18 protein-coding genes are annotated in these 21,993 nt (G+C 56.0%); 7 read left to right on the plus strand and 11 right to left on the minus strand.

The features are described 5' to 3' along the window. Nucleotides 1-6: 6 nt before the first annotated feature. A complete protein-coding gene (betB, locus tag B4M48_RS03925; RefSeq protein WP_071668368.1) occupies nt 7-1,479 on the minus strand; it encodes a betaine-aldehyde dehydrogenase in 1,473 nt (490 codons plus the stop codon). A 13-nt stretch (nt 1,480-1,492) separates the two neighbouring features. Beyond that, complete coding sequence (gene betI / locus B4M48_RS03930; protein WP_040113539.1) at nt 1,493-2,089, minus strand: transcriptional regulator BetI; 597 nt, start codon at nt 2,087-2,089, stop codon at nt 1,493-1,495. A gap of 249 nt (nt 2,090-2,338) precedes the next feature. Here betI and B4M48_RS03935 point away from each other — a divergent pair, with 249 nt between their 5' ends. Together B4M48_RS03935 and B4M48_RS03940 are read left to right on the plus strand one after the other, a co-directional pair. After that, the gene (locus tag B4M48_RS03935; protein WP_040113536.1) at nt 2,339-4,369 is read left to right on the plus strand and encodes a choline transporter; all 2,031 of its coding nucleotides are present in this window, start codon (nt 2,339-2,341) and stop codon (nt 4,367-4,369) included. 105 nt (nt 4,370-4,474) lie between these two features. After that, the gene (locus B4M48_RS03940) at nt 4,475-5,461 is read left to right on the plus strand and encodes a UV damage endonuclease UvsE (protein WP_283341040.1); all 987 of its coding nucleotides are present in this window, start codon (nt 4,475-4,477) and stop codon (nt 5,459-5,461) included. On the opposite strand, the gene B4M48_RS03945 is transcribed toward B4M48_RS03940, so the two are convergent. The 7 genes from B4M48_RS03945 to ascF all read right to left on the minus strand — a co-directional run bounded on the left by B4M48_RS03945 (nt 5,439) and on the right by ascF (nt 12,991). Continuing rightward, complete coding sequence (locus B4M48_RS03945) at nt 5,439-5,909, minus strand: OmpA family protein (RefSeq protein WP_414692657.1); 471 nt, start codon at nt 5,907-5,909, stop codon at nt 5,439-5,441. The two genes, B4M48_RS03940 and B4M48_RS03945, sit on opposite strands and share 23 nt — an antisense overlap. Continuing rightward, nucleotides 5,906-7,120, minus strand: a complete 1,215-nt coding sequence (locus B4M48_RS03950; protein ID WP_250341425.1) for a diguanylate cyclase domain-containing protein — start codon at nt 7,118-7,120, stop codon at nt 5,906-5,908. Before B4M48_RS03950 ends, B4M48_RS03945 begins: the two co-directional genes overlap by 4 nt. Nucleotide 7,121: 1 nt before the next feature. Then, entirely contained in the window at nt 7,122-7,679 is a 558-nt protein-coding gene (locus B4M48_RS03955; protein WP_040113531.1) for a YfiR family protein, read from the minus strand. A gap of 134 nt (nt 7,680-7,813) precedes the next feature. Then, a complete protein-coding gene (locus B4M48_RS03960) occupies nt 7,814-8,341 on the minus strand; it encodes a hypothetical protein (protein ID WP_288656002.1) in 528 nt (175 codons plus the stop codon). A gap of 24 nt (nt 8,342-8,365) precedes the next feature. Beyond that, nucleotides 8,366-9,844, minus strand: a complete 1,479-nt coding sequence (locus B4M48_RS03965; protein WP_288656004.1) for a hypothetical protein — start codon at nt 9,842-9,844, stop codon at nt 8,366-8,368. A 252-nt stretch (nt 9,845-10,096) separates the two neighbouring features. Continuing rightward, nucleotides 10,097-11,533 carry a 6-phospho-beta-glucosidase gene (locus B4M48_RS03970; RefSeq protein ID WP_071668364.1) on the minus strand — a complete coding sequence of 479 codons (1,437 nt, stop codon included), beginning with the start codon at nt 11,531-11,533 and terminating at the stop codon, nt 10,097-10,099. 15 nt (nt 11,534-11,548) lie between these two features. Continuing rightward, nucleotides 11,549-12,991, minus strand: coding sequence for a PTS cellobiose/arbutin/salicin transporter subunit IIBC (gene ascF / locus B4M48_RS03975; protein ID WP_040113527.1), 1,443 nt, complete (start codon nt 12,989-12,991; stop codon nt 11,549-11,551). 239 nt (nt 12,992-13,230) lie between these two features. Here ascF and B4M48_RS03980 point away from each other — a divergent pair, with 239 nt between their 5' ends. Next, the gene (locus B4M48_RS03980) at nt 13,231-14,259 is read left to right on the plus strand and encodes a LacI family DNA-binding transcriptional regulator (protein ID WP_040113526.1); all 1,029 of its coding nucleotides are present in this window, start codon (nt 13,231-13,233) and stop codon (nt 14,257-14,259) included. Here B4M48_RS03980 and B4M48_RS03985 read toward each other — a convergent pair. Beyond that, entirely contained in the window at nt 14,253-14,927 is a 675-nt protein-coding gene (locus B4M48_RS03985) for a GntR family transcriptional regulator (RefSeq protein WP_250341428.1), read from the minus strand. The two genes, B4M48_RS03980 and B4M48_RS03985, sit on opposite strands and share 7 nt — an antisense overlap. 113 nt (nt 14,928-15,040) lie before the next feature. Between B4M48_RS03985 and B4M48_RS03990 the strand changes: the two genes are divergently transcribed. Genes B4M48_RS03990 through B4M48_RS04005 form a run of 4 tightly spaced genes read left to right on the plus strand, consistent with a single transcriptional unit; the run spans nt 15,041 to nt 19,037 of the window. Next, entirely contained in the window at nt 15,041-15,721 is a 681-nt protein-coding gene (locus tag B4M48_RS03990; protein WP_250341429.1) for a DUF2848 domain-containing protein, read from the plus strand. Between the two features lie 14 nt (nt 15,722-15,735). Then, nucleotides 15,736-17,085: an amidase gene (locus B4M48_RS03995; RefSeq protein WP_040113885.1), complete on the plus strand. Its 1,350-nt coding sequence runs from the start codon at nt 15,736-15,738 to the stop codon at nt 17,083-17,085. Beyond that, the gene (locus tag B4M48_RS04000) at nt 17,078-17,713 is read left to right on the plus strand and encodes a DUF4286 family protein (protein ID WP_288656007.1); all 636 of its coding nucleotides are present in this window, start codon (nt 17,078-17,080) and stop codon (nt 17,711-17,713) included. The genes B4M48_RS03995 and B4M48_RS04000 overlap by 8 nt, the downstream gene beginning before the upstream one ends. Then, nucleotides 17,706-19,037, plus strand: coding sequence for an MFS transporter (locus B4M48_RS04005; protein WP_040113522.1), 1,332 nt, complete (start codon nt 17,706-17,708; stop codon nt 19,035-19,037). Before B4M48_RS04000 ends, B4M48_RS04005 begins: the two co-directional genes overlap by 8 nt. Here the strand turns inward: B4M48_RS04005 and B4M48_RS04010 are convergent. Further along, a complete protein-coding gene (locus B4M48_RS04010) occupies nt 19,032-21,602 on the minus strand; it encodes a bifunctional diguanylate cyclase/phosphodiesterase (protein ID WP_286876612.1) in 2,571 nt (856 codons plus the stop codon). The two genes, B4M48_RS04005 and B4M48_RS04010, sit on opposite strands and share 6 nt — an antisense overlap. Nucleotides 21,603-21,993: the final 391 nt, after the last annotated feature.

Genomic DNA, 21,993 nt, shown 5'->3' on the forward strand with positions numbered 1-21,993 from the left:
GCTCAATTAAAATACTGACTGAAAACGGGTCATTTCGATCTGCACCGATTTAACCTGGGTGTAATTCTGCAGCGTCATCACGCCGTTTTCACGGCCGATGCCGGAGTGCTTATAGCCGCCTACCGGCATTTCAGCGGCGGATTCACCCCAGGTGTTGATCCAGCAAATACCGGCTTCAATCTGGTGAATAACGCGGTGCGCGCGGTTAAGATCCTGCGTGACCACGCCCGCGGCCAGACCATATTCGGTGGCATTAGCGCGACGCACGACCTCTTCTTCGCTCTCATAGGTGAGAATGGACATTACCGGGCCAAAAATCTCTTCCTGTACGATGGTCATTTCGTCGCGGCAGTCGGTAAAGACGGTTGGTTCAACCCACGCGCCCTGATCAAATTCAGCGCCGCTCATGCGCTTACCGCCGCACAGCAGCGTAGCCCCTTCGCTGATGCCCGATTCGATATAGCGCATTACGTTGTCGCGATGGGCAAAGCTCACCAGCGGACCAAAGTTCGTGGCCGGATCGGCGAGGTCGCCCGCTTTGATACGCGCCACGCGTTCGCTGATTTTGGCCTCGAATTCCGCTTTTACCGCTGCAGGAATAAAGACGCGGGTGCCGTTGGTGCAGACCTGACCGGAGCTGTAGAAGTTTGCCATCATGGCGATGTCAGCAGCGAGGTCGAGATCGGCATCATCAAAGATAATCAGCGGAGATTTACCGCCCAGCTCCATCGTGACATCTTTCAGTGTCGAGCCGGCAGCGTTTGCCATCACTTTCTTACCGCTGGCCACGCCGCCGGTGAAGGAAACTTTGTCGATACCAGGATGATCGGTCAGCAGCTGACCGGTCACCGCACCGCGTCCGTTCAGCACGTTGAAAACACCATCCGGCACGCCGGCCGCGGTGTAGATCTCAGCCAGCTTCAGCGCGGTCAGCGGAGTGACTTCACTGGGTTTGAAAATCATGGCGTTACCCGCAGCCAGTGCCGGTGCCGATTTCCACAGCGCAATCTGGATGGGATAGTTCCACGCGCCGATCCCGGCCACCACGCCGAGCGGTTCGCGGCGGGTATAGACAAAAGAGGTGTCGCGCAGCGGGATCTGCTGGCCTTCCAGTGAAGGGATCAGCCCGGCATAGTACTCCAGTACATCAGCACCGGTGACAATATCTACCGCCTGGGTTTCGCTGAACGGTTTACCGGTGTCCAGCGTTTCGAGTTCCGCCAGTTCGTCATTACGTTCACGCAGGATCTCCACCGCACGCCGTAAGATGCGCGAGCGCTCCATCGCCGTCATCGCAGCCCAGATTTTCTGGCCTTTTTTCGCGGCTTCAACGGCGCGATCGACATCCGCACGCTCAGCTTCATGGACTTCTGCCAGCACATCGCCATTAGCAGGGTTGATACTCTGGAAGGTGTTACCTGCTGCAGAGGGGACAAATTTGCCATCAATGTAGAGGTGCTGTTCGGTGAATCGGGACATGGTTTCTCCTTCCTCAGTGATTCGGTGAGTCAGCCAGTTGCTGACGAATAAATTGGGTGGTAAGCGTTCTGGCAATCGCTAAATCAAAGGGCTTGCCACTCAATGCGGCACGCAGCCACAAGCCATCAATCATAGAAGCCAAACCGTAAGCTGCCAGTCGGGCCTGCTCGCGCGGCATTTCCCGGCGAAACTCTGCAGCCAGGCTGGAGAACAGGCGGCGACTGCTGACCCGCTCTAACCGGCCCAGCTGCGGCTGATGCATGCTGCTTGCCCAGAAGTCGAGCCACGCTTTCATGGCGGCACTGTGCAGCTGGGTATCATCAAAGTTACCTTCCACAATGGCCAGCAGGCGCGCTTCGGTGCTGGCGTCTGCCAGCGGTTTAAGCCGCATGGAAACGGCTTCGCGCAGCTGGCGCGTGACATCACGCATGGTGGCTTCGAGCAGGCCATTTTTATCTTTGAAATAGTGACTGATGATGCCGGTAGAGACGCCAGCCCGTCGGGCAATTTGCGCGATGGTGGCGTAGTTAATCCCTACGTCGTTGATGGTATCAAGCGTCGCATCAATCAGTTGCCGGCGACGTATCGGCTGCATTCCTACCTTTGGCATCACTACCGCTCCACCTCAAATCGAGACCCCTATTAAAACTTTTTTTGATTGCACGTTCAATATAAAAAAGAAAGTTGTTAGGATGGTGTGCTTCGTTTGTTACAAAAGCCAAACGGTGAGCTACGCTTGGTAGCGATTTATCACCGTGCCCAACTAACGGAGGTAAAGCAGGGAGTACAACAACAAGATCAGCCACACTGATCGCATCAATTTATTGAGTAGTTACAGGAAATTAACCAGAGGTTATCGATGATTAATCCACCTGCCAGTGAAAAGGACAGAATTAATCCCGTGGTGTTCTTCACCTCGGCCGGACTGATTCTGACATTTTCACTTGTCACCATTCTCTATAGCGACCTTGCGGGCGCCTGGATCCAGACAGCGGTAAACTGGGTCTCAACCACGTTTGGCTGGTATTACATGCTGGCCGCCACGCTCTATATCGTTTTTGTGGTCTATATGGCCTGCTCGCGCTATGGCGCGATTAAGCTCGGGCCGGAGCAATCCAAACCGGAGTTCAGCCTGCTGAGCTGGTCGGCGATGCTGTTTGCCGCCGGTATCGGAATCGATTTGATGTTTTTCTCCGTTGCAGAGCCGGTGTCGCAATATATGCAGCCGCCGGAGGGGGCCGGACAAACCATGGAAGCGGCGCGTCAGGCGATGGTCTGGACGCTGTTTCACTACGGGCTGACCGGCTGGTCAATGTACGCATTGATGGGGATCGCGCTCGGTTACTTCAGCTACCGCTATAATCTGCCGCTCACCATTCGCTCAGCGCTCTATCCGATCTTTGGTAAACGCATCAATGGACCGATTGGCCATACCGTGGATATCGCTGCGGTAGTCGGCACCATTTTTGGTATCGCTACCACGCTGGGTATCGGGGTAGTGCAGCTGAACTATGGCCTGAAGGTGCTGTTTGACGTCCCTGAAGGACTGACCGCGCAGATGGCGCTGATTGTCCTGTCGGTGATCATTGCGACGATCTCCGTCACATCGGGCGTCGACAAAGGTATCCGGATTCTGTCTGAGCTGAACGTGGCGCTGGCGCTCGGCTTGATCCTGTTTGTGCTGTTTATGGGCAAAACAGACTTCCTGCTGAACGCGCTGGTGCTGAACGTTGGCGACTATATCAACCGCTTTATGGGGATGACGCTGAATACCTTTGCGTTCGATCGTCCGACCCAGTGGATGAACAGCTGGACGCTGTTTTTCTGGGCATGGTGGGTCGCCTGGTCGCCGTTTGTTGGCCTGTTCCTGGCGCGTATCTCACGCGGCCGCACCATTCGCCAGTTTGTGCTCGGCACGCTGATCATTCCCTTTACGTTTACGCTGCTGTGGCTCTCTGTATTCGGTAACGCCTCGCTGTATGAAATTATTCACGGCGATGCCGGCTTTGCGCAGGAAGTGATGGCGCATGCCGAACGCGGTTTCTACAGTCTGCTGGCGCAATATCCGGCGTTTAAACTCAGCGCGTCCGTTGCCACCATTACCGGGATGCTGTTCTACGTTACCTCAGCGGATTCCGGTTCACTGGTACTGGGCAATTTCACTTCAAAGCTCAAGGATATCAACAGCGATGCGCCTAACTGGCTGCGCATCTTCTGGTCAATTGCGATTGGGGTGCTGACCATGGGCATGCTGATGACCAACGGGATTTCTGCACTGCAGAACACCACGGTCATCATGGGGCTGCCGTTTAGCTTTGTGATCTTCTTTGTGATGGCCGGCCTGTGGAAATCGCTGAAGGTAGAAGATCATCGCCGCGCCAGTGCCGTGCGTGAAACCGCGCCCTATATTCCCTCAAGCAGCGATCGCCTGAGCTGGAAGAAGCGGCTGTCACGCCTGATGAACTATCCGGGTACGCGCTACACGCAGCGGATGATGGAAACGGTTATCTATCCGGCGATGGAAGATGTGGCGAAAGAGCTGGAGCTGCGCGGGGCGCACGTAATGCTGGAGAAAATGCCGGCTGAAGAGGGGCAGGCGCTGGGGCACCTTGAGCTGCGCGTTGATCTGGGTGAAGAGCAGAGCTTTATGTATCAGGTCTGGCCACAGCAATATTCAATTCCCGGCTTTACCTACCGCGCCCGCAGCGGTAAATCGCACTACTACCGGCTGGAGACCTTTTTACTGGAAGGAAGCCAGGGCAACGATTTGATGGACTACAACAAGGAGCAGGTGATTATCGATATTCTCGATCACTATGAGCGTCACCTGAACTTTATCCATCTGCATCGTGAAGCACCGGGCAGTAATCTGACCTTCCCCGAGATGTAACCCTCTGGGCAGCTGCGACCATGCAGCTGCCCGTTTTCTTTTCTCTCCGCCTCGCGCATTCCTGTCCGAGAGCTAGACTCACTAGCTGCTGTTAAGGGGAATTCTATGAAACTGGGTTTTGCGTGTAAGTATTTCGATCATGAGGCGAAGCAGCCTTTTCCATTCAAAAGCACCACCCGTACCCGCTTTCTGGGCATGCAGGGTGATGCCGCCGCCACGCTGCTAATTGGGCTGGCCCGTACTAACCTCACCAATCTTTATGCTCTGCTGGAACAGCTCGCCACGCTGCCTGATGCACTGCGCATGATGCGTATCGGCAGCGATCTGCTGCCGCTCTATACCGTTCCGCAGGCTACGCCACTCTACCGCGAGGCGATGCCGGAGCTGGCGCCGCTCTTTGCCCGCTGTGGCGAACTGGCGCGCGCCAGCAATATTCGGCTCTCGTTTCATCCCGGACAATATACCGTGCTGGCGTCTGATAATGAGGGGGTGGTGGAGCGTGCAATTGAGGATGTTGAATATCATGCCACCTGTGCCGTTCTGATGGGCTATGGACAGCGTTTTCAGGATTTTAAAATCAATATCCATATGAACGGCAAAAAGGGGTTTGCTGGTTTTCGCGATGCGTTTATGCGGCTCAGCCCTGAGGCGCGTAATATGCTCACGGTAGAGAATGATGAGGTTTCCTGCGCGCTGGATGATGTGCTTCAGGCGCGCGAGCTGTGCGCGGTGGTGCTGGATATTCACCATCACTGGGTAAAAGAGAATGCCTTTATCAAACCTGACGATGGCCGGATTGCACAGATTATCGACTCCTGGCGCGGCGTGCGTCCGGTGCTGCACTACTCGATTGCGCAGGAAGGATTGATCCCCGATAGCGGTTTTCCCGATCAGAACGCACTGGCAGCCTCCAAAATGAAGCTGCGCGCGCATTCGGACTACTTCTTTAATCAGACGCTAAACGACTGGGCGCTCTCGTTTGACCGGTTCGATATCATGTGCGAAGTCAAAATGAAAAATCTCGCCCGCGACCGGCTCTATTTCTATGCGCTGGAGCGCGGTGGTCACGCTACGGCGCCGCGATCACAATAGCGACGCGGCGGTTCTGCGCACGCCCCTGCGAGGTACTGTTGCTGGCAACCGGCACCCGCATACCCAGCCCGCGCGTCACAATATTCGCGCGCGGGACGCCGCTGCCGGCGGCCCACTGCTGCGCGACGGCATTGGCGCGTTTAAGTGAAAGCTGCTGATTATAGCCCGCTTCGCCGTAGTTATCGGTGTGACCGTCGATACGCAGATGCGTAATGCCGGTGGCTGCCAGCAGGCTTGCCGTGGAGGCGATGCGCTGTTTACTGGCCGCGGTAAGGTCTGACTCATTAATGCCAAACAGGATGCGGTTGGGTAATCCCAGCCCCCAGCCTTCGCTGTTCTGACTAAAGCCCTCCTGCTGCAGCGCTGCAACCTGGGCACGGGTAAAGCCGCCGGACTGGCAGCCCGCGCAGGTGAGTATCAGCGCCATCAGGCAACCATAGATTTTCACAGCCGATCCTTATTCAGTTTTTTGTTTTTATACATATGCAAATCTGCCCGCTCCAGCAGTGAGGCCACGCTGTCGCCAGACTGCGCCCAGGCGTAGCCGATGGTGACTGAGGTGGTAATAGTGCGGTCTTCACTGAGCGCGATAGGCTGGCGTACCGCATGCTGTATGGCATCCCGAAGTTCCTGCAGCCGGGCAGGGGTGGTGCGGCTGGTCAGGACCATTGCGAACTCATCGCCCCCCATGCGTGCAACCAGATCGCCCTCTGAGATCAGGCCAGCCAGGCGTTCAGCGGTGGCTTTCAGCACTTCATCCCCGGCAGCGTGTCCCCAGCTGTCGTTAATGCATTTAAAGCGGTCACCATCCAGAAACAGCAGCGCAAAGCGCGGCGGCGTTAACGGACGATCGAGCAATTGCGCCAGCCGCGCCACAAAAGCAGAACGGTTCGCAAGACCCGTAAGCGGGTCGGTCAGCGCTTTTTCTGCCAGCGAACGGTTATCACGCAGCAGCGATGCTTTCAGCGTCTGCATCTCACTCAGCAGCGCGTTCAGATCGCTGGAGAGCAGCTGAAACTCATTGATCGGCTCAGGCGGCACGCGCTGGGTAAAATCACCGGTGCGGATCACATAGTGAATGGCGCGCGTGATAGTGCGCATGGAGAGCAGAATGCCGCGATGGAGAAACTCGCTCAGCATAAAAGAGATCACCAGCACGCATAGCATGCCGCAGGTCAGGATCAGGATGGAGTAGTGGATAAACTCGCTGGCGCCATTCACCGTTCCGGCCAGCGTCAGGCTGCCGGCCCGGGTACCCGCGTGCTGTATATCAACAGTGACCGGACTGGCGTAGATCCACTGCCGCAGCTGTTTTTCATAGAAGCCGCTGTGCTCGCGGCGGTTGACCCAGTCAACCAGTACGGTATGGCTGGCGGTGACCAGCTGCGCCGACGCAAACATCTCTTTGTCACCCAGCATGGCAATCTTACTGTGCGCATCATAGCTGTCTTCAAATACCGTTGCCGCAGTAAGACTGGTGCTCAGCGTGGTTGCCGTCAGCGCCAGATTGCGGTTTTCGTAACGCTTAATAAAGTAGAGAGAGGTCGAGGTCATCAGCAGCCAGCACAGCAGCAGGATCACCGCCGCATTTATGGTGCTGATGCGGCGCAGGCGACCGCGCAGTGATGAACCCTGACGTTTTCTCAGTAAAAATTTCATCTTATTGGTTCTCTTTACGCGACAGCATCAGCACATCGGGACTGACTTTGACGCCGCTGCGTGCCAGTGAATCGAGATTCACCGAAAAACGGGTACGTTCCTCACCAAAAATCATACAGAAAGTGGCGCCGGTTGCGCAGTCAGGGTTATTTTCCGCCATGCTGAGCACCGCTTTATCAGGCATTGCTGCCAGAGCAGCGTGCTGCTGAGCCGGAGTTTCCGTGCCGAAATAGACCGCGTCGCAGTGCAGCGCGGATAACCTGCCAGCGCTGTCAGCGCGCACGACGCTGAACGGCGTGGCAGGCGGCGCGTCGGCTGATGAAAGCGTGAGGTGTCGGGCGGAGGCCAGGATGCAGAGCTGCGGCACCTGCACCGGAGGTGGCCAGCGGGTAAAACTCAGGATACCGCTGACAATGCGGTTAGCGCGATTGTCAGCGGCAGTATGCTCAGCGGCGTATGCCATCGGCCAGCTAAGCAGCACCAGCAGCGCAGGCAGTGCGCAGCACAGCCAAAGGCAGGATCCTTTTGAATACGGGGCAGGAAATCCTTTTATCTGCATGGCACTCTTCCTGGTCAGTAAAGGCGGGATAGTACCATTTACGCCATGAAATGCGTAACCAGTACGGGATGAAGCTTTTAAACCGGTCTATTGCCACCGCTCATTTGTAGCCACAGGTTGTGCGAGCCGCGACGTTAACTCCACGCCAGCGGGCGAACCGTGGCCAGGGTTTGCGGACAGACTCTGTTCAAATAGTCAAACATGCCCTGGGACAAAGCCGCCGTGCATTCAAGTAATCCGTTACTTCCCTGAAATTGATTCTGCCACTTGATAAGCAAAGAAGGCGAGTCAAAAATTGTTGGGTCAAATTTTGCCGCCTGAAGCATTAAAGCATGAGCGTAGGCGCGCAGTGGCAAAGGCGATTCTGTTTCTGTTCCAAAGTAAAAACTGGAAGAGAGGCGCGTAAATACTGCAGATATGCAGAGAAAATACTCTGCTTTGTTTCGCGGCGATGCATCTGCTATCCCATAAGCTTCTGTAACTGCCCGCGCATGTTGTTGCGTCAGTTGACTCCAGTACTCGTCAGGGTACAGCATAGGGCGAAAGTGCGCTTCCAGCTTAAATTCGGTGGCTTTATCGATCATTTTTTCAGTTGAGGACTTTGCTTCGGTTGCGTTGTCAAAAGCTTTACGGAACTTTCCCAGTTTGAGCAGGTCCAGCAATTTGCTTAACGTATTTTTCTGCTGTTATGCCAGAAATGGAGTAAGAAACTGAGGAAAGTTGCGGCGAAACAGGTTTTCCGGGTTCATTTCAACCATTTTTAAGCAGTTTTGCGGCGTATCCATTTGATAAAAATGGTTCCAGACGGGGTTCAGCGGATCGGGCCTCAACATGCCGCGCATGGTATCAAGACTCATTAACAGAACCGGGCCGCCTGGATTCGCAGGCATCAACACGAGATTTACCGCATCACTCCCCTGCAGATTAACTTGTGTAGGTTCAGAGAGGGCACTGGTGCGGCTGAAGTGTTCAAAGCGCGTATAAGGCGTAACTTCTCTGCTCTGAAGATAGCGGTCATAGCTTTCCTGAGCGCGAGCGGCAATACTGGAATTTTCATGGTTCTCAGAAACTGTAAGATCAATTATTTGATGAAATAATGCATTTTTTTGCGACAATAAAGATGAGTCATGCGTTATAAGGCGAAGGAAATTTTCAATTGTTGCATGAGATAAGAGGTTCAGATTGCTGCCTGAGATATGTCTATTAGAATAAAACCACTCTTCCGTCAGCCTGTCGTGCCATTGCCTGATACTGGGATCTGAACAGAAAGGTTCTTTGCCAAAAACCTCAAGTATCGGTATGGCTGTGCTAATCAGCTGTTGCAAAGTGATATCCTGACGCGATAACTCATTGATAATTTCTCGCGCCAGCTGTTTTTTAAAATCAGCAAAGCGATTATCGATACTCTGTAATGCCGTTAATGGCGTTCCTTCTGGGTTATTATGATGATTAAAGAATAAATCGATATCTCTCTCTTCGTCAGAGAGTCTGGAAAAATCAAGCTGCATTAAACTATTTTTAAATATGGCCCAAGAAAGATTATGCCCTGTAATATCTCGTTTCCCAAGGGAGCTGTAGCTAAAATCAGCCTTTTCGAACATATCTTTGGGAATATATATGTTATCCAATTTCAGCTTGCGAAAATTGATATGCTTATCTTCAGTTAAAAGAGAGTCGGTTGCCGGGAGTTTTTTATGCTCGCGCAGAAGACGCGCTCGCTGATCGAGCGTAATTCTGAAACTGCACAATTCTTCATAGCTATTTCGTCTGAAATCTGGTGTTCCACCGGCATTAAATAAATTAACGGCTTCATCGACCATATGTAATGGAAGGGGGGCGTCCATGGAAATAACATCAGGCAATTTGTATCTTAATGAGCCACGCACAGTCCCTTCATTATCCACCTCTCTTCTTTTAATATTGCACCGCCCAAGAGAGATGCCTGAAGTATGTTCACGGTAAAGAGTTGCTATTAAATGTGACTTTTTCATGAAAGCATACTTAGTGCTTTCTTTTTCAAAGAGTTGCCAGGCATTTACTACGGACTTTAAACGGGCCCAGATTGATTCAGGCGGGTTTAATATATCTACCAGCGCATTTATCTCTGGCCGGAAATGCGCTGTTGCTTCGCAAAGTGAAAGTTTATTAAGAGGATTTTGTTCCATAGTTAATATCGCCCTGAGGTTGGTGTGAAAATTATGACTTTACTGTTTGCAGTTAGAAGAGGGGATTAGTGAGTCGGTAATACAATTCCTGGATGCCGCCAGGGGGTATAAAACCGGATGTGAAGAAAGTAACCAGGTTAGATGAACGCCTAATACAGTAAATCGCTCATAAAAAAATTAATTACGTGGTTTATTGTGAAATAGCAGATCTATTTCGGGGGAGCAGCAGGCCAGCTGGCTGGCCTGCGCATATTATTCAGAACTGAGGTCGCGTCCGTTACTGGCGATGACTTTTTTATACCACCAGAAGGATTTTTTGCGCGTGCGCTGCAGGGTCCCGTTGCCCATGTCATCCCGATCAACGTAGACCAGGCCATAACGCTTACTCATCTCACCTGTAGAAGCGGCGACCAGATCGATACAGCCCCAGGTGGTGTAGCCCATCACCGGTATGCCATCGGCGATAGCCTCTGCCATAGCCTCAATATGCTGCTGCAGATAGCTGATGCGGTAGTCATCATGAATTTCACCGGCGGCGGTAAGCTCATCACGTGCGCCGAGGCCATTCTCCACCAGAAACAACGGCTTCTGATAACGGTCATACATCATATTCATGGTGATGCGCAGGCCCAGCGGATCAATTCCCCAGCCCCAGGCGCTGCGCGCAATGTGCGGGTTGGTCAGCGATTTAACAACGTTGGCGGCGCTGCTGTTCTGCTCATTCATCTCTGCCGAGGCGCAGCGCGAGGCGTAATAGCTGAACGAGATAAAATCTACCGTGTGACGCAGAATGGCTGCGTCTTCATCCGTTATTTCAAGGGTTACGCCTTTTTCACGGAACAGTCGTGCGCTGTAGGCAGGGTAGGCTCCGCGCGCCTGAACATCAATAAAGAACAGGTTTTCACGATCTTTCTGCAGCGCGGCCCAGACATCCTCTGGCTTGCACGACCATGGATAAAAGTTACCGCCCGCCAGCATACAGCCCACCTGGTTCTGCGGATTAACCTCATGCGCAATCTTTGTCACCAGCGCGCTGGCGACCAGTTCATGATGCGCCGCCTGATACTTCACCTGCTCATGATTCTCGCCGGGTTCAAATACCAGGCCAGCGCCTGAGAAGGGACTGTGCAGCAGGATATTGATTTCATTGAAGGTCAGCCAGTACTTCACCAGGCCATCAAACGCTTCAAAGCAGGTTCGCGCGTACCGCGCAAAGAAATCGATCATTTTACGATTGCGCCATGAGCCATATTCAATGACCAGATGCATTGGCACATCAAAGTGAGAGAGCGTAACCAGCGGCTCAATGCCATATTTTCGGCACTCGGTGAATACTTTATGATAAAAAGCGATCCCGTCCGCATTCGGCGTCAGCTCATCGCCGTCGGGAAAGAGCCGGCTCCAGGCGATAGAGGTACGAAAAACGGTAAAGCCCATCTCAGCCATCAGCGCGATATCTTCTTTATAGCGATGATAAAAATCGATAGCGTCATGGCTGGGATAGAACTCCTCTTCGCGCAGCGTAAACCGCTTCTCCAGCCCCAGCTTAACCGCCATACGGTTAGCGCCGTGTGGGATCATATCCACCGTGGTCAGCCCTTTACCATCGGCCAGGTAACTTCCTTCAGACTGGTTGGCGGCTAAAGCGCCGCCCCATAAAAAACCGGCCGGGAATGGCGTGTCAGACATAAAAAACCTCAATCATTAACGGGTAGGGATGGCGACATTGCCGGTGGCCGGCTGCGGCTTTTCTGCTGGTGTGGTAACAGGAATATCCTCAAAGCCGAGCAGCAGCGTCAGCACAAATGAAACCACCACGGAAAGCACCATAACGCCGCCCACCCAGACAATGCTCATGGGGTTAGCAGGATCAAAAAACTGGACGCTGGTAAACAGGCCCGGTGAGGCCATAGAGTGGCTGGCGAGTCCGCCGATGCCGGCCACCGCGCCGCAGATAAAACCGCTGATCAGACTGGCGATCAGCGGACGGCGCAGCCGCACGGCCACACCGTACAGCGCCGGCTCGGAAATACCGGCGACAATGGCAGAGGCGGCGGCGGCAAAAGCGGTCTGACGCAGCTCCGGGTTTTTGGTTTTAAACGCGACTGCCAGCGACGCGCCGCCAAGCGAGAGGTTGGCACCAATCTCTGACGGCATCACCATGCCCTCTTTGCCGGTTTCAGCGATGGTCTGAATGATAGTAGGGGTAAAAACGCGGTGCATACCGGTCATCACCAGCAGCGGCCAGAGTGCGCCCATAATGGCGACTGAGAGCCAGCCCAGATAGCCGTGAATGGTGTAGACCAGCGCAGAGATGCCGCTGCCGATCCAGATCCCCAGCGGCCCGACAAGCAGAATGGCTACCGGCGCGGCCAGCAGGACGATCAGCATCGGCTTGAGGAAGTTTTTCGTCACGGCAGGGGTGATGCGATCAACCCAGCGTTCGATCCAGGAGAGGATCCAGGTCATCACCAGCGCGGGGATCACGGTATAGGTATATTTCACCGCCGTTACCGGAATAAACGCGAACTCCACCGTCTGGCCCTGCGCGGCTTTCGCCATCAGGTCGATAAAATTGGGGTGTACCAGCACTCCGGCAATGGCGATCGCCAGCGACATATTGGTATTGAATTTAAGCGCGGCTGAAGCCGCAACCATCACCGGCAGGAAAAAGAAAGCGCCGTCGCCGATAACGTTGAGAATGATCAGCGTTGAACTGCCTTTCTCCAGCACGCCACCCATCTCCAGCATCATCGCCAGCAGCTTAACCATTGAGCCACCGATGATAGCCGGGATCAGCGGTGACATCGTGCCCACCAGTGCATCAAGAATGCCGGCTCCGATGCGGCGCAGCGTGATTTTCCGCGCCGGCGCGGCTGCGGTGGCAGAAGCGCCGGGCGTGCCGAGCTGCTGCACCGCCTGGTAAGCGAGGTTTACGTCATTGCCAATGATCACCTGACACTGTGTGTCGGTATAGACCACACCCATTACGCCCGGGATCGCTTTTAGCGCGGCATCATTAATCTTTTCGCGTGCGTGCACCACAAAACGCAGTCGCGTCATACAGTGGGTCACCGCCGTAACGTTCTCCAGGCCGCCAAGCGCAGCAACAATGGAGCGGGCGGCGTCTGCATATTTATTCGCCATGATTTCTGTCTCAGTTTTCAGGGTAAGATTGTCCGGCAGCAGGCTGCCTGTTTTTTATTCATGAGAAACCGGTTTCACAAAATCATGAGATGTGCATTATGTTCAGGCAAGAGAATTAAAATTTAATATCTGCAATTGTGACGCAGATCGGATCTCGCCCGGCGGGACAAAAGATAAATTTCTTTGTCTGTCCCGATACTTAGGTAAACTCAGCGCAGGAGAGCTTAAACAGGCAGATTATGACCACTATTACCGAAGTAGCGAAACGCGCGGGTGTCTCAAAAGCGACAGTGTCACGTGTTCTGTCAGGTAACGGCTATGTCAGCCAGGATACGCGGGAAAAAGTGTATGCGGCCATCGCTGAAACCGGCTTCCGGCCCAATCTGCTGGCGCGCAATCTGGCGACGCGCTCCAGCCAGACAATCGGGCTGGTCATTACCAATACGCTCTATAGCGGCAGCTACTTTACCGAGATGATGCAGCATTCAGCGCGCATGCTTGAACAGCAGGGGCGCCAGCTGCTGCTGGTGGACGGCAAGCACAGCGCGGCAGAAGAGCGGGCCGCCATTGAGTTTTTGCTCGATCTGCGCTGCGATGGCGTCATCATCTATCCGCGCTTTCTTTCCATCGAAGAGATGGACAGCATTATTGCTCAGCACCGGCATCCGATTTTGGTCATCAACCGCCGCCTGCGTCAGCATACCAGCTACTGCATTTTTGCCGATCAGCACGCCACCAGCGCGGCAGCCGTTGAGCAGCTTATTCTGCTGGGGCATCGCGAGATTGCGTTTATCACCGGATCGCTTGATTCGCCTACCGGACGCGAGCGTCTGGCGGGCTATCAGACGGCGCTGGCGAAGCATGGCATTGCGTTCGATTCGGCACGGGTGGTGGAAGGGCGCTGGCAGGCGGAACAGGGCGTCATGGCTATTGAGCAGCTGCTGACGCAGCACGTCCGCTTCAGCGCGGTGGTGGCAAGCAATGATGAAATGGCGATTGGCGCACTCAGGGCGCTGGCCGTCCGGGGGATTGCCGTGCCGCAGCAGGTGGCGGTGGTGGGATTTGATGATATTCCACTGGCACCCTATACCCTTCCGGCGCTGTCGAGCGTGAAAATGCCGGTGACAGAGATGATCCATGAAACCATCGCCCGTCTGGTCGCCATGCTTGACGGCGGCGATATCAGGCCAGGCGCGCCGCACACCGGCACGCTTATCCGGCGTGAATCCCTGGCTGCAGGTCCCTGGCTATCCCGCGCGACTCAGTGATTAAGCAGCGCCTGACGGAAAGAGAGAATATGTACCCGCGTCGCCGCTTCCGCCTGTTGCACGTCACCCTGCTCCAGCGCCAGGATGATCGCTTCATGCTCGGCGATCACCTCTTCCATATGCCGGACGCTGGAGAGCGTGGTTGCCCAGAAGCGCTGTGCCTGAGCATGAATAATGCTCAGAATGTCGGTCAGACGCCGGTTTCCGGCAATCTCCGCCAGCACCTGATGAAATTCCCGATCCAGCAGCATCATCGTCTCTCTTTCATGCGCCGCACCGGCATGTGCGATTTGCTGATTAAGCTGTCGCAGGGTGGCAATCTGCGCGTCACTGATACGTGCCACAGCCAGCCTGACGCATAACGCTTCATTTACCAGCCTGACTTCAATCAGTTCAAGTGCATCATCAATAGAGAGCGGCGAAACCATGACGCCTTTACGGGGAATGATCTGCAGCAAACCCTCTGTAGCCAGCCGGTGCACCGCCTGGTTGACCGGCGTGCGCCCCATCTGCAGATCTTCCATCACCTGGGCGGTATTCAGATAGTCGCCGGGTTTATAACGCAGCGTGATCAGGCGATGTTTAAATGCCAGATAGGCTCGCTCATTCAGTGAAAGCGTTTTTCCCTCCGCCTGCGGGTTCACATTTTCAGCCATTACGTCACTCATTACGCACATCCTTTTTTGGGTACTGAGACATATTACACAAAAACCTGGCATGAAATTGGCTACTTTGAAATCACAGTGAAATTTCACAGGCATTTCAAGCCGGGAGAAAAACCATGCAGCTACGTTTCACCACGCAGGATAACCCGCCTCTGGCGCTGGACGTTACCATCAACCGACTGGTTATCGCGGGCTGGGCCGGCCGCGATCGTGAGGCCGTATTGCACCATATCCGTGAACTGGAGGCGCTGGGTGTGCCCGCTCCTGGTGCAGTGCCGCTGTTCTATCGCGCTACGCCGACGCTGCTGAGCCAGCAGGCGAACGTGGATGTGGTGGGAGAGCAGACGTCAGGGGAAGCTGAGCCGTTTGTCTTTTTTCACCAAGGGGAGTGCTGGGTTTCGCTGATCTCTGACCACACCGATCGCCATCTGGAAACCTTCAGCGTGGCGCTCTCAAAACAGGTATGTGTGAAGCCAGTCGCGCAGCAGGCGTGGCGCATGGCGGAGGTTGCCGCGCACTGGGATCGGCTGGAGCTGCGTGCCTGGATAATGGAAAACGGCGACTGGGTCACCTACCAGTCCGGCACGCTTGATGCACTCCTCTCTCCGCTGGAGCTGATTGCGCGCTTCTCAGGTAAAACGGCTGAAGAGGAGGGATTTGCGATCTCCTGCGGCACATTATCGGCTATTGGCGGTATTCGTCCCGCCGCGGCGTTTCGCATGGCGCTGCACGACCCGGTGCTGAACCGCACGCTGGAGCACAGCTACTCCCTCTCCACTCTGCCGGTGATTGCCTGATGGAGACGCGCCTTATGACAACATTATGGCAGGCGAGTCAGCAGCTGCAGGCGGGCGAAACCACATCGGTGGCGCTGACGGCACAGGCGCTGGCGGCGATTCAGGCGGAGCAGGGCGAGGGCGCGCGCGCGTTTACTCAGGTATGGGCGGAGCAGGCGCAGCAGCTGGCCATCGCTGCCGATGCGCGCCGGGCACGCGGCGCGGCGCGCTCACCACTTGATGGCGTGCCGGTCAGTATTAAAGATCTGTTCGACGTTGCAGGCTCCCCCACGCTCGCCGGATCGCGGCTGCCCGGCCTCCCGCACGCGACGGCTGACGCCACTATTGTGCAGCGCCTGCTGCAGGCGGGCGCTGTGATCGTGGGCAAAACCACTATGACGGAATTTGCCTTTTCCGGGCTGGGCATTAATCCGCATTACGGCACGCCCGCTAACCCGTGGCGGCGGCAGGAAAAACGCATTCCGGGCGGTTCATCATCCGGTGCGGCGGTCGCGGTTGCGGACGGTATGTCAGCTGGCTCCGCAGGCACGGATACCGGCGGCTCAGTACGTATTCCGGCCGCACTCTGCGGTCTGACCGGCTTTAAGCCCAGCGCCAGCCGTATTGACCAGCGGGGCACGCTGCCGCTGGCACCGTCGCTCGACAGTATCGGGACGATTGCTCATGACGTGCGGAGCTGCTGGCTGCTGGACAGCGTTATCGCCGATGCACCGCTGACGCTCGGGCCGCGCAGTCTGGCTGACGCACATTTTCTTATTCCTCAAACCCGCGTGCTCGACGGTCTGGATGAGAGCGTCAGCGCAGCCTGGCAGCGCGCGCTCAGGATACTGCGCGAGGCGGGTGCGATGCTGGCAGAGCAGCCGATGCCTCTGCTGGACGAGCTCGATACCCTCAATGCGCGCGGCGGTATCACCGCGTATGAAGCCTGGCAGTGGCACCAGGCGTGGGTGGAGAGAGCCCCGGCAGAGTACGATCCGCAGGTGCTGCTGCGGATACGGCGCGGCAGCGCGCTGACGGCGCAGGATGCGGAGCAGCTGTATCAGCTGCGCCGGACGTGGCAGCAGCAGGTCAGCGATTTCCTGTTGCCCTTTGACGCGCTGCTGATGCCCACCGTGCCGCTGATCGCACCCACCATTGCCGAACTGGATGATGAAGAGCGCTACCGCGAAGTCAACCTGCTGATGCTGCGCAACACCAGCGTCATCAACATGCTGGATGGCTGCGCCATTTCACTGCCCTGCCATACGCCCGGCGAGGCGCCTGCCGGCCTGATGCTGGCGTCAGTTCACAACCAGGATGCAGCGCTGCTTAGCTGGGCCGCTGCTGCCGAATCTGCCCTGCAACGAGGTTTACATCATGAATAATCCCCACGGTATGCTGTTTGTCGCCACCAGCGTGGCACCCGAAGATGATGCTGATTTTAACCAATGGTATGACCATGAGCATGTTGAAGAGCGCGTCGCCATCGAAGGCTTTCTCAGCGGTACGCGTTATCGTGCCGTAGCGGCAGCGCGCCGCTATCTGGGGCTTTATGAAACTGCATCGCTGGAGACTTTTACCAGCGCCGCCTACCACGCCGCCTTTACGCGCCAGACGGAATGGTCAGTCACTAATCTCAACCGGATGATTAATCCGAAGCGACGGGTTTGCGCAGTGACACACCGGCATGGCCGGGGTCAGGGCGCGCATCTCGCTATTCTGACCCTGCCCGCATCCACTGACGGCGCGGCGCTGCAGGCGTGGCAGCTGCAGCTGCAGCAGGTGCCGGGCTATATCTCCTCCTGCCTGCTGACGCCGGATGTGTCACTCAGCACGCCGTTGCCGCGCGAAACCGATGCCGATCGTCCAATGCACGCCATGCTGCTGCTGCACTGCGCTGATGAAACCGCCTCTGTCACGCTGGCTGCTATGGCCGCGCACACTTTCCATGCTGATGTAGAGCGCTACGCGCTGAGCTGGCAGCTTACCCGACAGGAGATCTCCTATGAGTAATAATGACTCTGCACTGTCACAGGTTTCACAGCCTGACGTCACGCACTCTGCCGCTACGGGCGCCAGTAAAACCCGGCGGCTGGCAGCCGCCAGCTCTATCGGTACGGCGCTGGAGTGGTACGATTTCACCGTCTATAACATCATGGCGGCGCTGGTGTTTAATCATGTATTTTTCCCCAGCTTCGATCCGCTGGTCGGCACCATTCTGGCGTTCTCAACGTATGCCGTTGGCTATGTCTCCCGTCCGGTAGGTGGCTTTATCTTTGGGCATCTTGGCGACGTGGCCGGACGCAAAGCGGTGCTGGTCACTACGCTGGTTATCATGGGCGTCACGACCGCGCTGATGGGTATGCTGCCCGGCTACGCCAGCTGGGGGATCTGGAGTCCGGTGCTGCTGGTCGCGCTGCGGTTTATTCAGGGCATAGCGCTGGGCGGGGAATGGGCCGGTGCGGTACTGCTCTCGATGGAGCATGGTGACGCCAGCAAGCGCGGGCGTAACGCCTCGTTTGCGCAGGTAGGGCCGTCGTGCGGTACGCTTATCGGCACCGGCTTTATTACGCTTGTGACCCTGTCACTGAGCGGCGAGGCGTTTCAGGCATGGGGCTGGCGTATACCCTTCCTGCTCAGCCTGCTGCTGGTGATGTTTGGGCTGTGGCTGCGCCGCGGCGTAGATGAGACACCCACCTTTAAGGCGATGAAACAGGCAGATAAAACCACGCAGGCTCCGCTTAAAGAGGTGTTTACCCATCATCCGCGCGCGCTGCTGATTGCCGGTGGTTCACGCATCGGATCTGACGTGCTGTATGCGCTGGTGGTGGTCTTTACGCTGACCTACGTCACCACGGTGCTGGAGCTGCCGCGTCCGGTAGCGCTGCTGGCGACTATGCTCGGCGCCATCGGCAATGCGATTACGGTGCCGATGTTTGGTGCTTTATCCGATCGGCTGGGGCGTCGCCCGGTCTATATCGCTGGCGCACTGCTGGGCGTGATCTGGAGCTTTGTCTTTTTTGTTCTGCTCGACAGCTCGCAGCCGGTACTGATTGTGCTGGCGGTAATCGTCGGGTTACTGATCCATGCGATTATGTATGGTCCGCAGGCGGCTTTCGTGACCGAACAGTTTCCCGGCCACGTCCGCTACGCCGGCTCTTCGCTCGCCTATACGCTGGCCGGTATCATCGGCGGCGGCTTCGCGCCGCTGATCATCACCTCGCTTTACCGTGAGTCGGGCAACACGCTCTGGGTATCACTTTACGTGTCGCTGGCGCTGCTGATCACGCTGCTTGCCCTGTGGAAAGCGAAAGAGACGGCGCATAAACCGCTATAAATGTCGCTGGCGAGGGACCGCCGCATTTTTCCGCATCGGACTATCTTCCGGCAGCACCATCGCAATCTGCGCCAGCGGACCCGGACGTCCGATATAGTAACCCTGTACCGCGTCGCAGGAGAGCGCCTGCAGCTGCGCCATATGTCCGGGAGTTTCCACCCCTTCAGCCGTAACCGACAGTGAATAGGCTTTACCCAGCCCAATCATATTTTCTACTACCTGACGCGCCTGCGGGGATTCACCCAGCGGGAAAATAAACGATTTATCGATCTTGAGGCCATCAAACGGAAACGCGCGCAGATAGCAGAGCGAGGCGTAACCGGTGCCGAAATCGTCAATCAGGAATTTTACGCCAAGCGCTTTAACCGCCTGCATCGTCGCCAGCGTTTTCTCCGGATCGCTCAGCAGCGCGTTTTCCGTCACTTCTATCTCCAGCCGGTGATTGGGCAGGCCGCTGAGCTGCAGCACCTGGGCAATACGTGACGGCAGCGCATCATTCTGGAGTTCCGTCGCTGAGATATTAACTGACACAGAGAGCGCCGGCTCAAACTTAACAATATCGCTGCAGGCGCGCAGCAGCACCCAGTCGCTCAGCGCGCCAATCAGGCCGGTCTCTTCCGCCAGTGGGATGAACTGATCGGGCATCAGCAGACCCAGCCGCGGATGCTGCCAGCGTACCAGCGCCTCAACTGCCGTAACCTGTCCGGCTGCCAGCTCATAGCGCGCCTGGTAAACCAGCGCCAGCTGCTCGCTGTTAATCGCATCGCGCAGCTCATGCTCCAGCTCGCGGCGCTGCACAATCTTCTCTTCCATATCGCGATCGAAAAAGACCCACTGATTGCGTCCGCTGTTTTTCGCCTTATACAGCGCGATATCGGCATAACGCAGCAGATCGCTGGCGTTATCGGCGTCCTGCGGCGCCAGCGCAATGCCGAGACTGGCGCCAATGTGCAGCGTGTTGTCACACACCTCAAACGCATCGTTGATACGTGCTATCAGCTGCTGACACAGCGCGATAATACGATCGCGGCTGTTCATTTCAGGCAGGATCGCCACAAACTCATCGCCCCCCAGGCGTGCCGCCAGTCCGTGACTGCCGAGACAGGCGCGGATACGGTCCGATACCTCATGCAGAACTTTGTCGCCTGCGGTGTGACCGTAGATATCGTTGACCGGCTTAAATTTATCCAGATCGATCATGATAATCGCCAGGCGATGTTGCGGATCGGACGGCAGGCTGAGTTTGCCCGTCAGAAACTCCTGCATCTGCACCCGGTTAGCCAGCCCGGTCAGCTCATCAAAATGGGAGAGGTAGTGCGCCCGCGCCTGCGCCTCATACTCGAGCGTGATATCCGTAGCGCTGCCGCGGAAACCGCTGACGCCCTGGGTCAGCATCACCTCTTTCAGCGTCAGGTTACAGTAGCGCACGTGCCCCTGCGCGGAGCGGTAGCGGCAACCGGTCAGCGTCAACTGACCACCGGATTGCTGAAACAGCGTCAGACGGCTGCGATATTTCGCGTAATCCAGCAGAAAATCCGCCAGCGTACGCTGTATCCACTCCTGACTGCTGAAACCGGTGACGACCGGAAACCGCCCTGAAATCCAGACAAAGCGCAGCTGGCTGTCCATTTCCCAGATCCAGTCCGTAGTGGTTTCGGCGATGTCACGGAAGCGTCGTTCGCTGGCGCTCAGGGCGAGCTGGCTCTGTCCCAGTAGCCAGGCGCTCTCATCATTAAGCTGCGCTTTACGCAGCGCGCTGCGCATCAGCATCAGCGCGGTAAACAGTGAGAGCAGCATAATCAGCACCAGCAGAGGCAGCAATCCGGTCAGCAGCGCGCCGCCAGGATTTGCGCTGCGCCAGACCAGCGCAACGCGCTTGTCACCCACGGAGAGCAGCAGAGCGGGAGAGGCTGGCTGGCCGGCAGGCGAGGTATCCAGATGGAGGTTCTGAATACCATACTCATGACCCAGCTTAAGCAGCTTCTGTGGCGTCAGGCGATCGGTGAAAATCATCAGCGAAGGCGGACCAGGCAGCGCCGTTACGCTGCGGTCGCCTCCTGGGGTGATCCACGCCGCGCTGTAGAGTGTGAGCTGCCCCTTTGCCAGCACGTAGTCGCTGATCGCTTTACCCGCGCTCGCCTGCAGCTGCGTTTTAATCCGGGGCAGGGGATCGGCGCCCAGCCAGAGAGAGGGCGTTCTCTCTTCCGGCTGCCCACGGATTACGCTGTAGCGCGTTTCATCCTGCGGTGAGATAACAAATACCCCCTCATAGGCAAAGGTATCAAACAGCGAGGCGCCAAGATTCTGATTATCCCATGCCCAGCTGCGATTCAGCGTACGATGCAGATTCTGGTACGCCTCGCCCCACTCGGCGTTATCAGAGAGGTGAAACTGCATGACCGCCTGCCGCGTCTGCAGTGCTTTGTCCAGCAGCAAAGATTGCTGGCGATCGGATTGGCGGTTTAAATCGCTGGCGATAAATATCAGGCTGATAAACGCCCCGGCAAATGCCAGCAGGATCAGCAGTACCATCATCATCATAGGCTGACGGATCAGATCACGCATTTGCCCGCGTGTGGGAGAATCGACAAGAGAGGTCATCGCTATCATAGGCTTAATACGCCAGTTAAAATGACATTACAAAAGTATGTTCAGGTTATCGGCACAGGCTGGCAAAACCTGATGCGTGAACGTGATGTTGCGCTGTGACAGCCCTGCCGGAGAGCTGGTGCATAAAAAGATGCAGGCAGTAAAACTGAATCTGTCGGGTGATATGTAATAAACGGACCTGAATAAATGGGCGTTTCAGTGCTCAGGTTCAAGTATAGCCAGCTCTGCAGGCATAGCAGAGGTATCAAATACCCGGAATGAGTAGCCAGAAATTTTTATAACATTTTGCTGTTTACTTAATATAAATTTAATCTTAATAGGAATAAGCCTTATTGAATGTAAATCT

It is taken from the genome of Pantoea sp. UBA6567, assembly GCF_002434165.1.
Lineage (GTDB): Bacteria > Pseudomonadota > Gammaproteobacteria > Enterobacterales > Enterobacteriaceae > Pantoea > Pantoea eucrina.

What these genes read in the sequence shown, in the direction of transcription:
- ascF (WP_040113527.1), bottom strand. Translation starts at nt 12,991, where the DNA reads ATGGCGAATAAATATGCAGACGCCGCCCGCTCCATTGTTGCTGCGCTT.
- B4M48_RS03965 (WP_288656004.1), bottom strand. Translation starts at nt 9,844, where the DNA reads ATGGAACAAAATCCTCTTAATAAACTTTCACTTTGCGAAGCAACAGCG.
- B4M48_RS04010 (WP_286876612.1), bottom strand. Translation starts at nt 21,602, where the DNA reads ATGCGTGATCTGATCCGTCAGCCTATGATGATGATGGTACTGCTGATC.
- B4M48_RS03995 (WP_040113885.1), top strand. Translation starts at nt 15,736, where the DNA reads ATGACAACATTATGGCAGGCGAGTCAGCAGCTGCAGGCGGGCGAAACC.
- B4M48_RS04005 (WP_040113522.1), top strand. Translation starts at nt 17,706, where the DNA reads ATGAGTAATAATGACTCTGCACTGTCACAGGTTTCACAGCCTGACGTC.
- B4M48_RS03980 (WP_040113526.1), top strand. Translation starts at nt 13,231, where the DNA reads ATGACCACTATTACCGAAGTAGCGAAACGCGCGGGTGTCTCAAAAGCG.
- B4M48_RS04000 (WP_288656007.1), top strand. Translation starts at nt 17,078, where the DNA reads ATGAATAATCCCCACGGTATGCTGTTTGTCGCCACCAGCGTGGCACCC.
- betB (WP_071668368.1), bottom strand. Translation starts at nt 1,479, where the DNA reads ATGTCCCGATTCACCGAACAGCACCTCTACATTGATGGCAAATTTGTC.
- B4M48_RS03990 (WP_250341429.1), top strand. Translation starts at nt 15,041, where the DNA reads ATGCAGCTACGTTTCACCACGCAGGATAACCCGCCTCTGGCGCTGGAC.
- betI (WP_040113539.1), bottom strand. Translation starts at nt 2,089, where the DNA reads ATGCCAAAGGTAGGAATGCAGCCGATACGTCGCCGGCAACTGATTGAT.
- B4M48_RS03970 (WP_071668364.1), bottom strand. Translation starts at nt 11,533, where the DNA reads ATGTCTGACACGCCATTCCCGGCCGGTTTTTTATGGGGCGGCGCTTTA.
- B4M48_RS03955 (WP_040113531.1), bottom strand. Translation starts at nt 7,679, where the DNA reads ATGCAGATAAAAGGATTTCCTGCCCCGTATTCAAAAGGATCCTGCCTT.
- B4M48_RS03985 (WP_250341428.1), bottom strand. Translation starts at nt 14,927, where the DNA reads ATGAGTGACGTAATGGCTGAAAATGTGAACCCGCAGGCGGAGGGAAAA.
- B4M48_RS03935 (WP_040113536.1), top strand. Translation starts at nt 2,339, where the DNA reads ATGATTAATCCACCTGCCAGTGAAAAGGACAGAATTAATCCCGTGGTG.
- B4M48_RS03950 (WP_250341425.1), bottom strand. Translation starts at nt 7,120, where the DNA reads ATGAAATTTTTACTGAGAAAACGTCAGGGTTCATCACTGCGCGGTCGC.
- B4M48_RS03940 (WP_283341040.1), top strand. Translation starts at nt 4,475, where the DNA reads ATGAAACTGGGTTTTGCGTGTAAGTATTTCGATCATGAGGCGAAGCAG.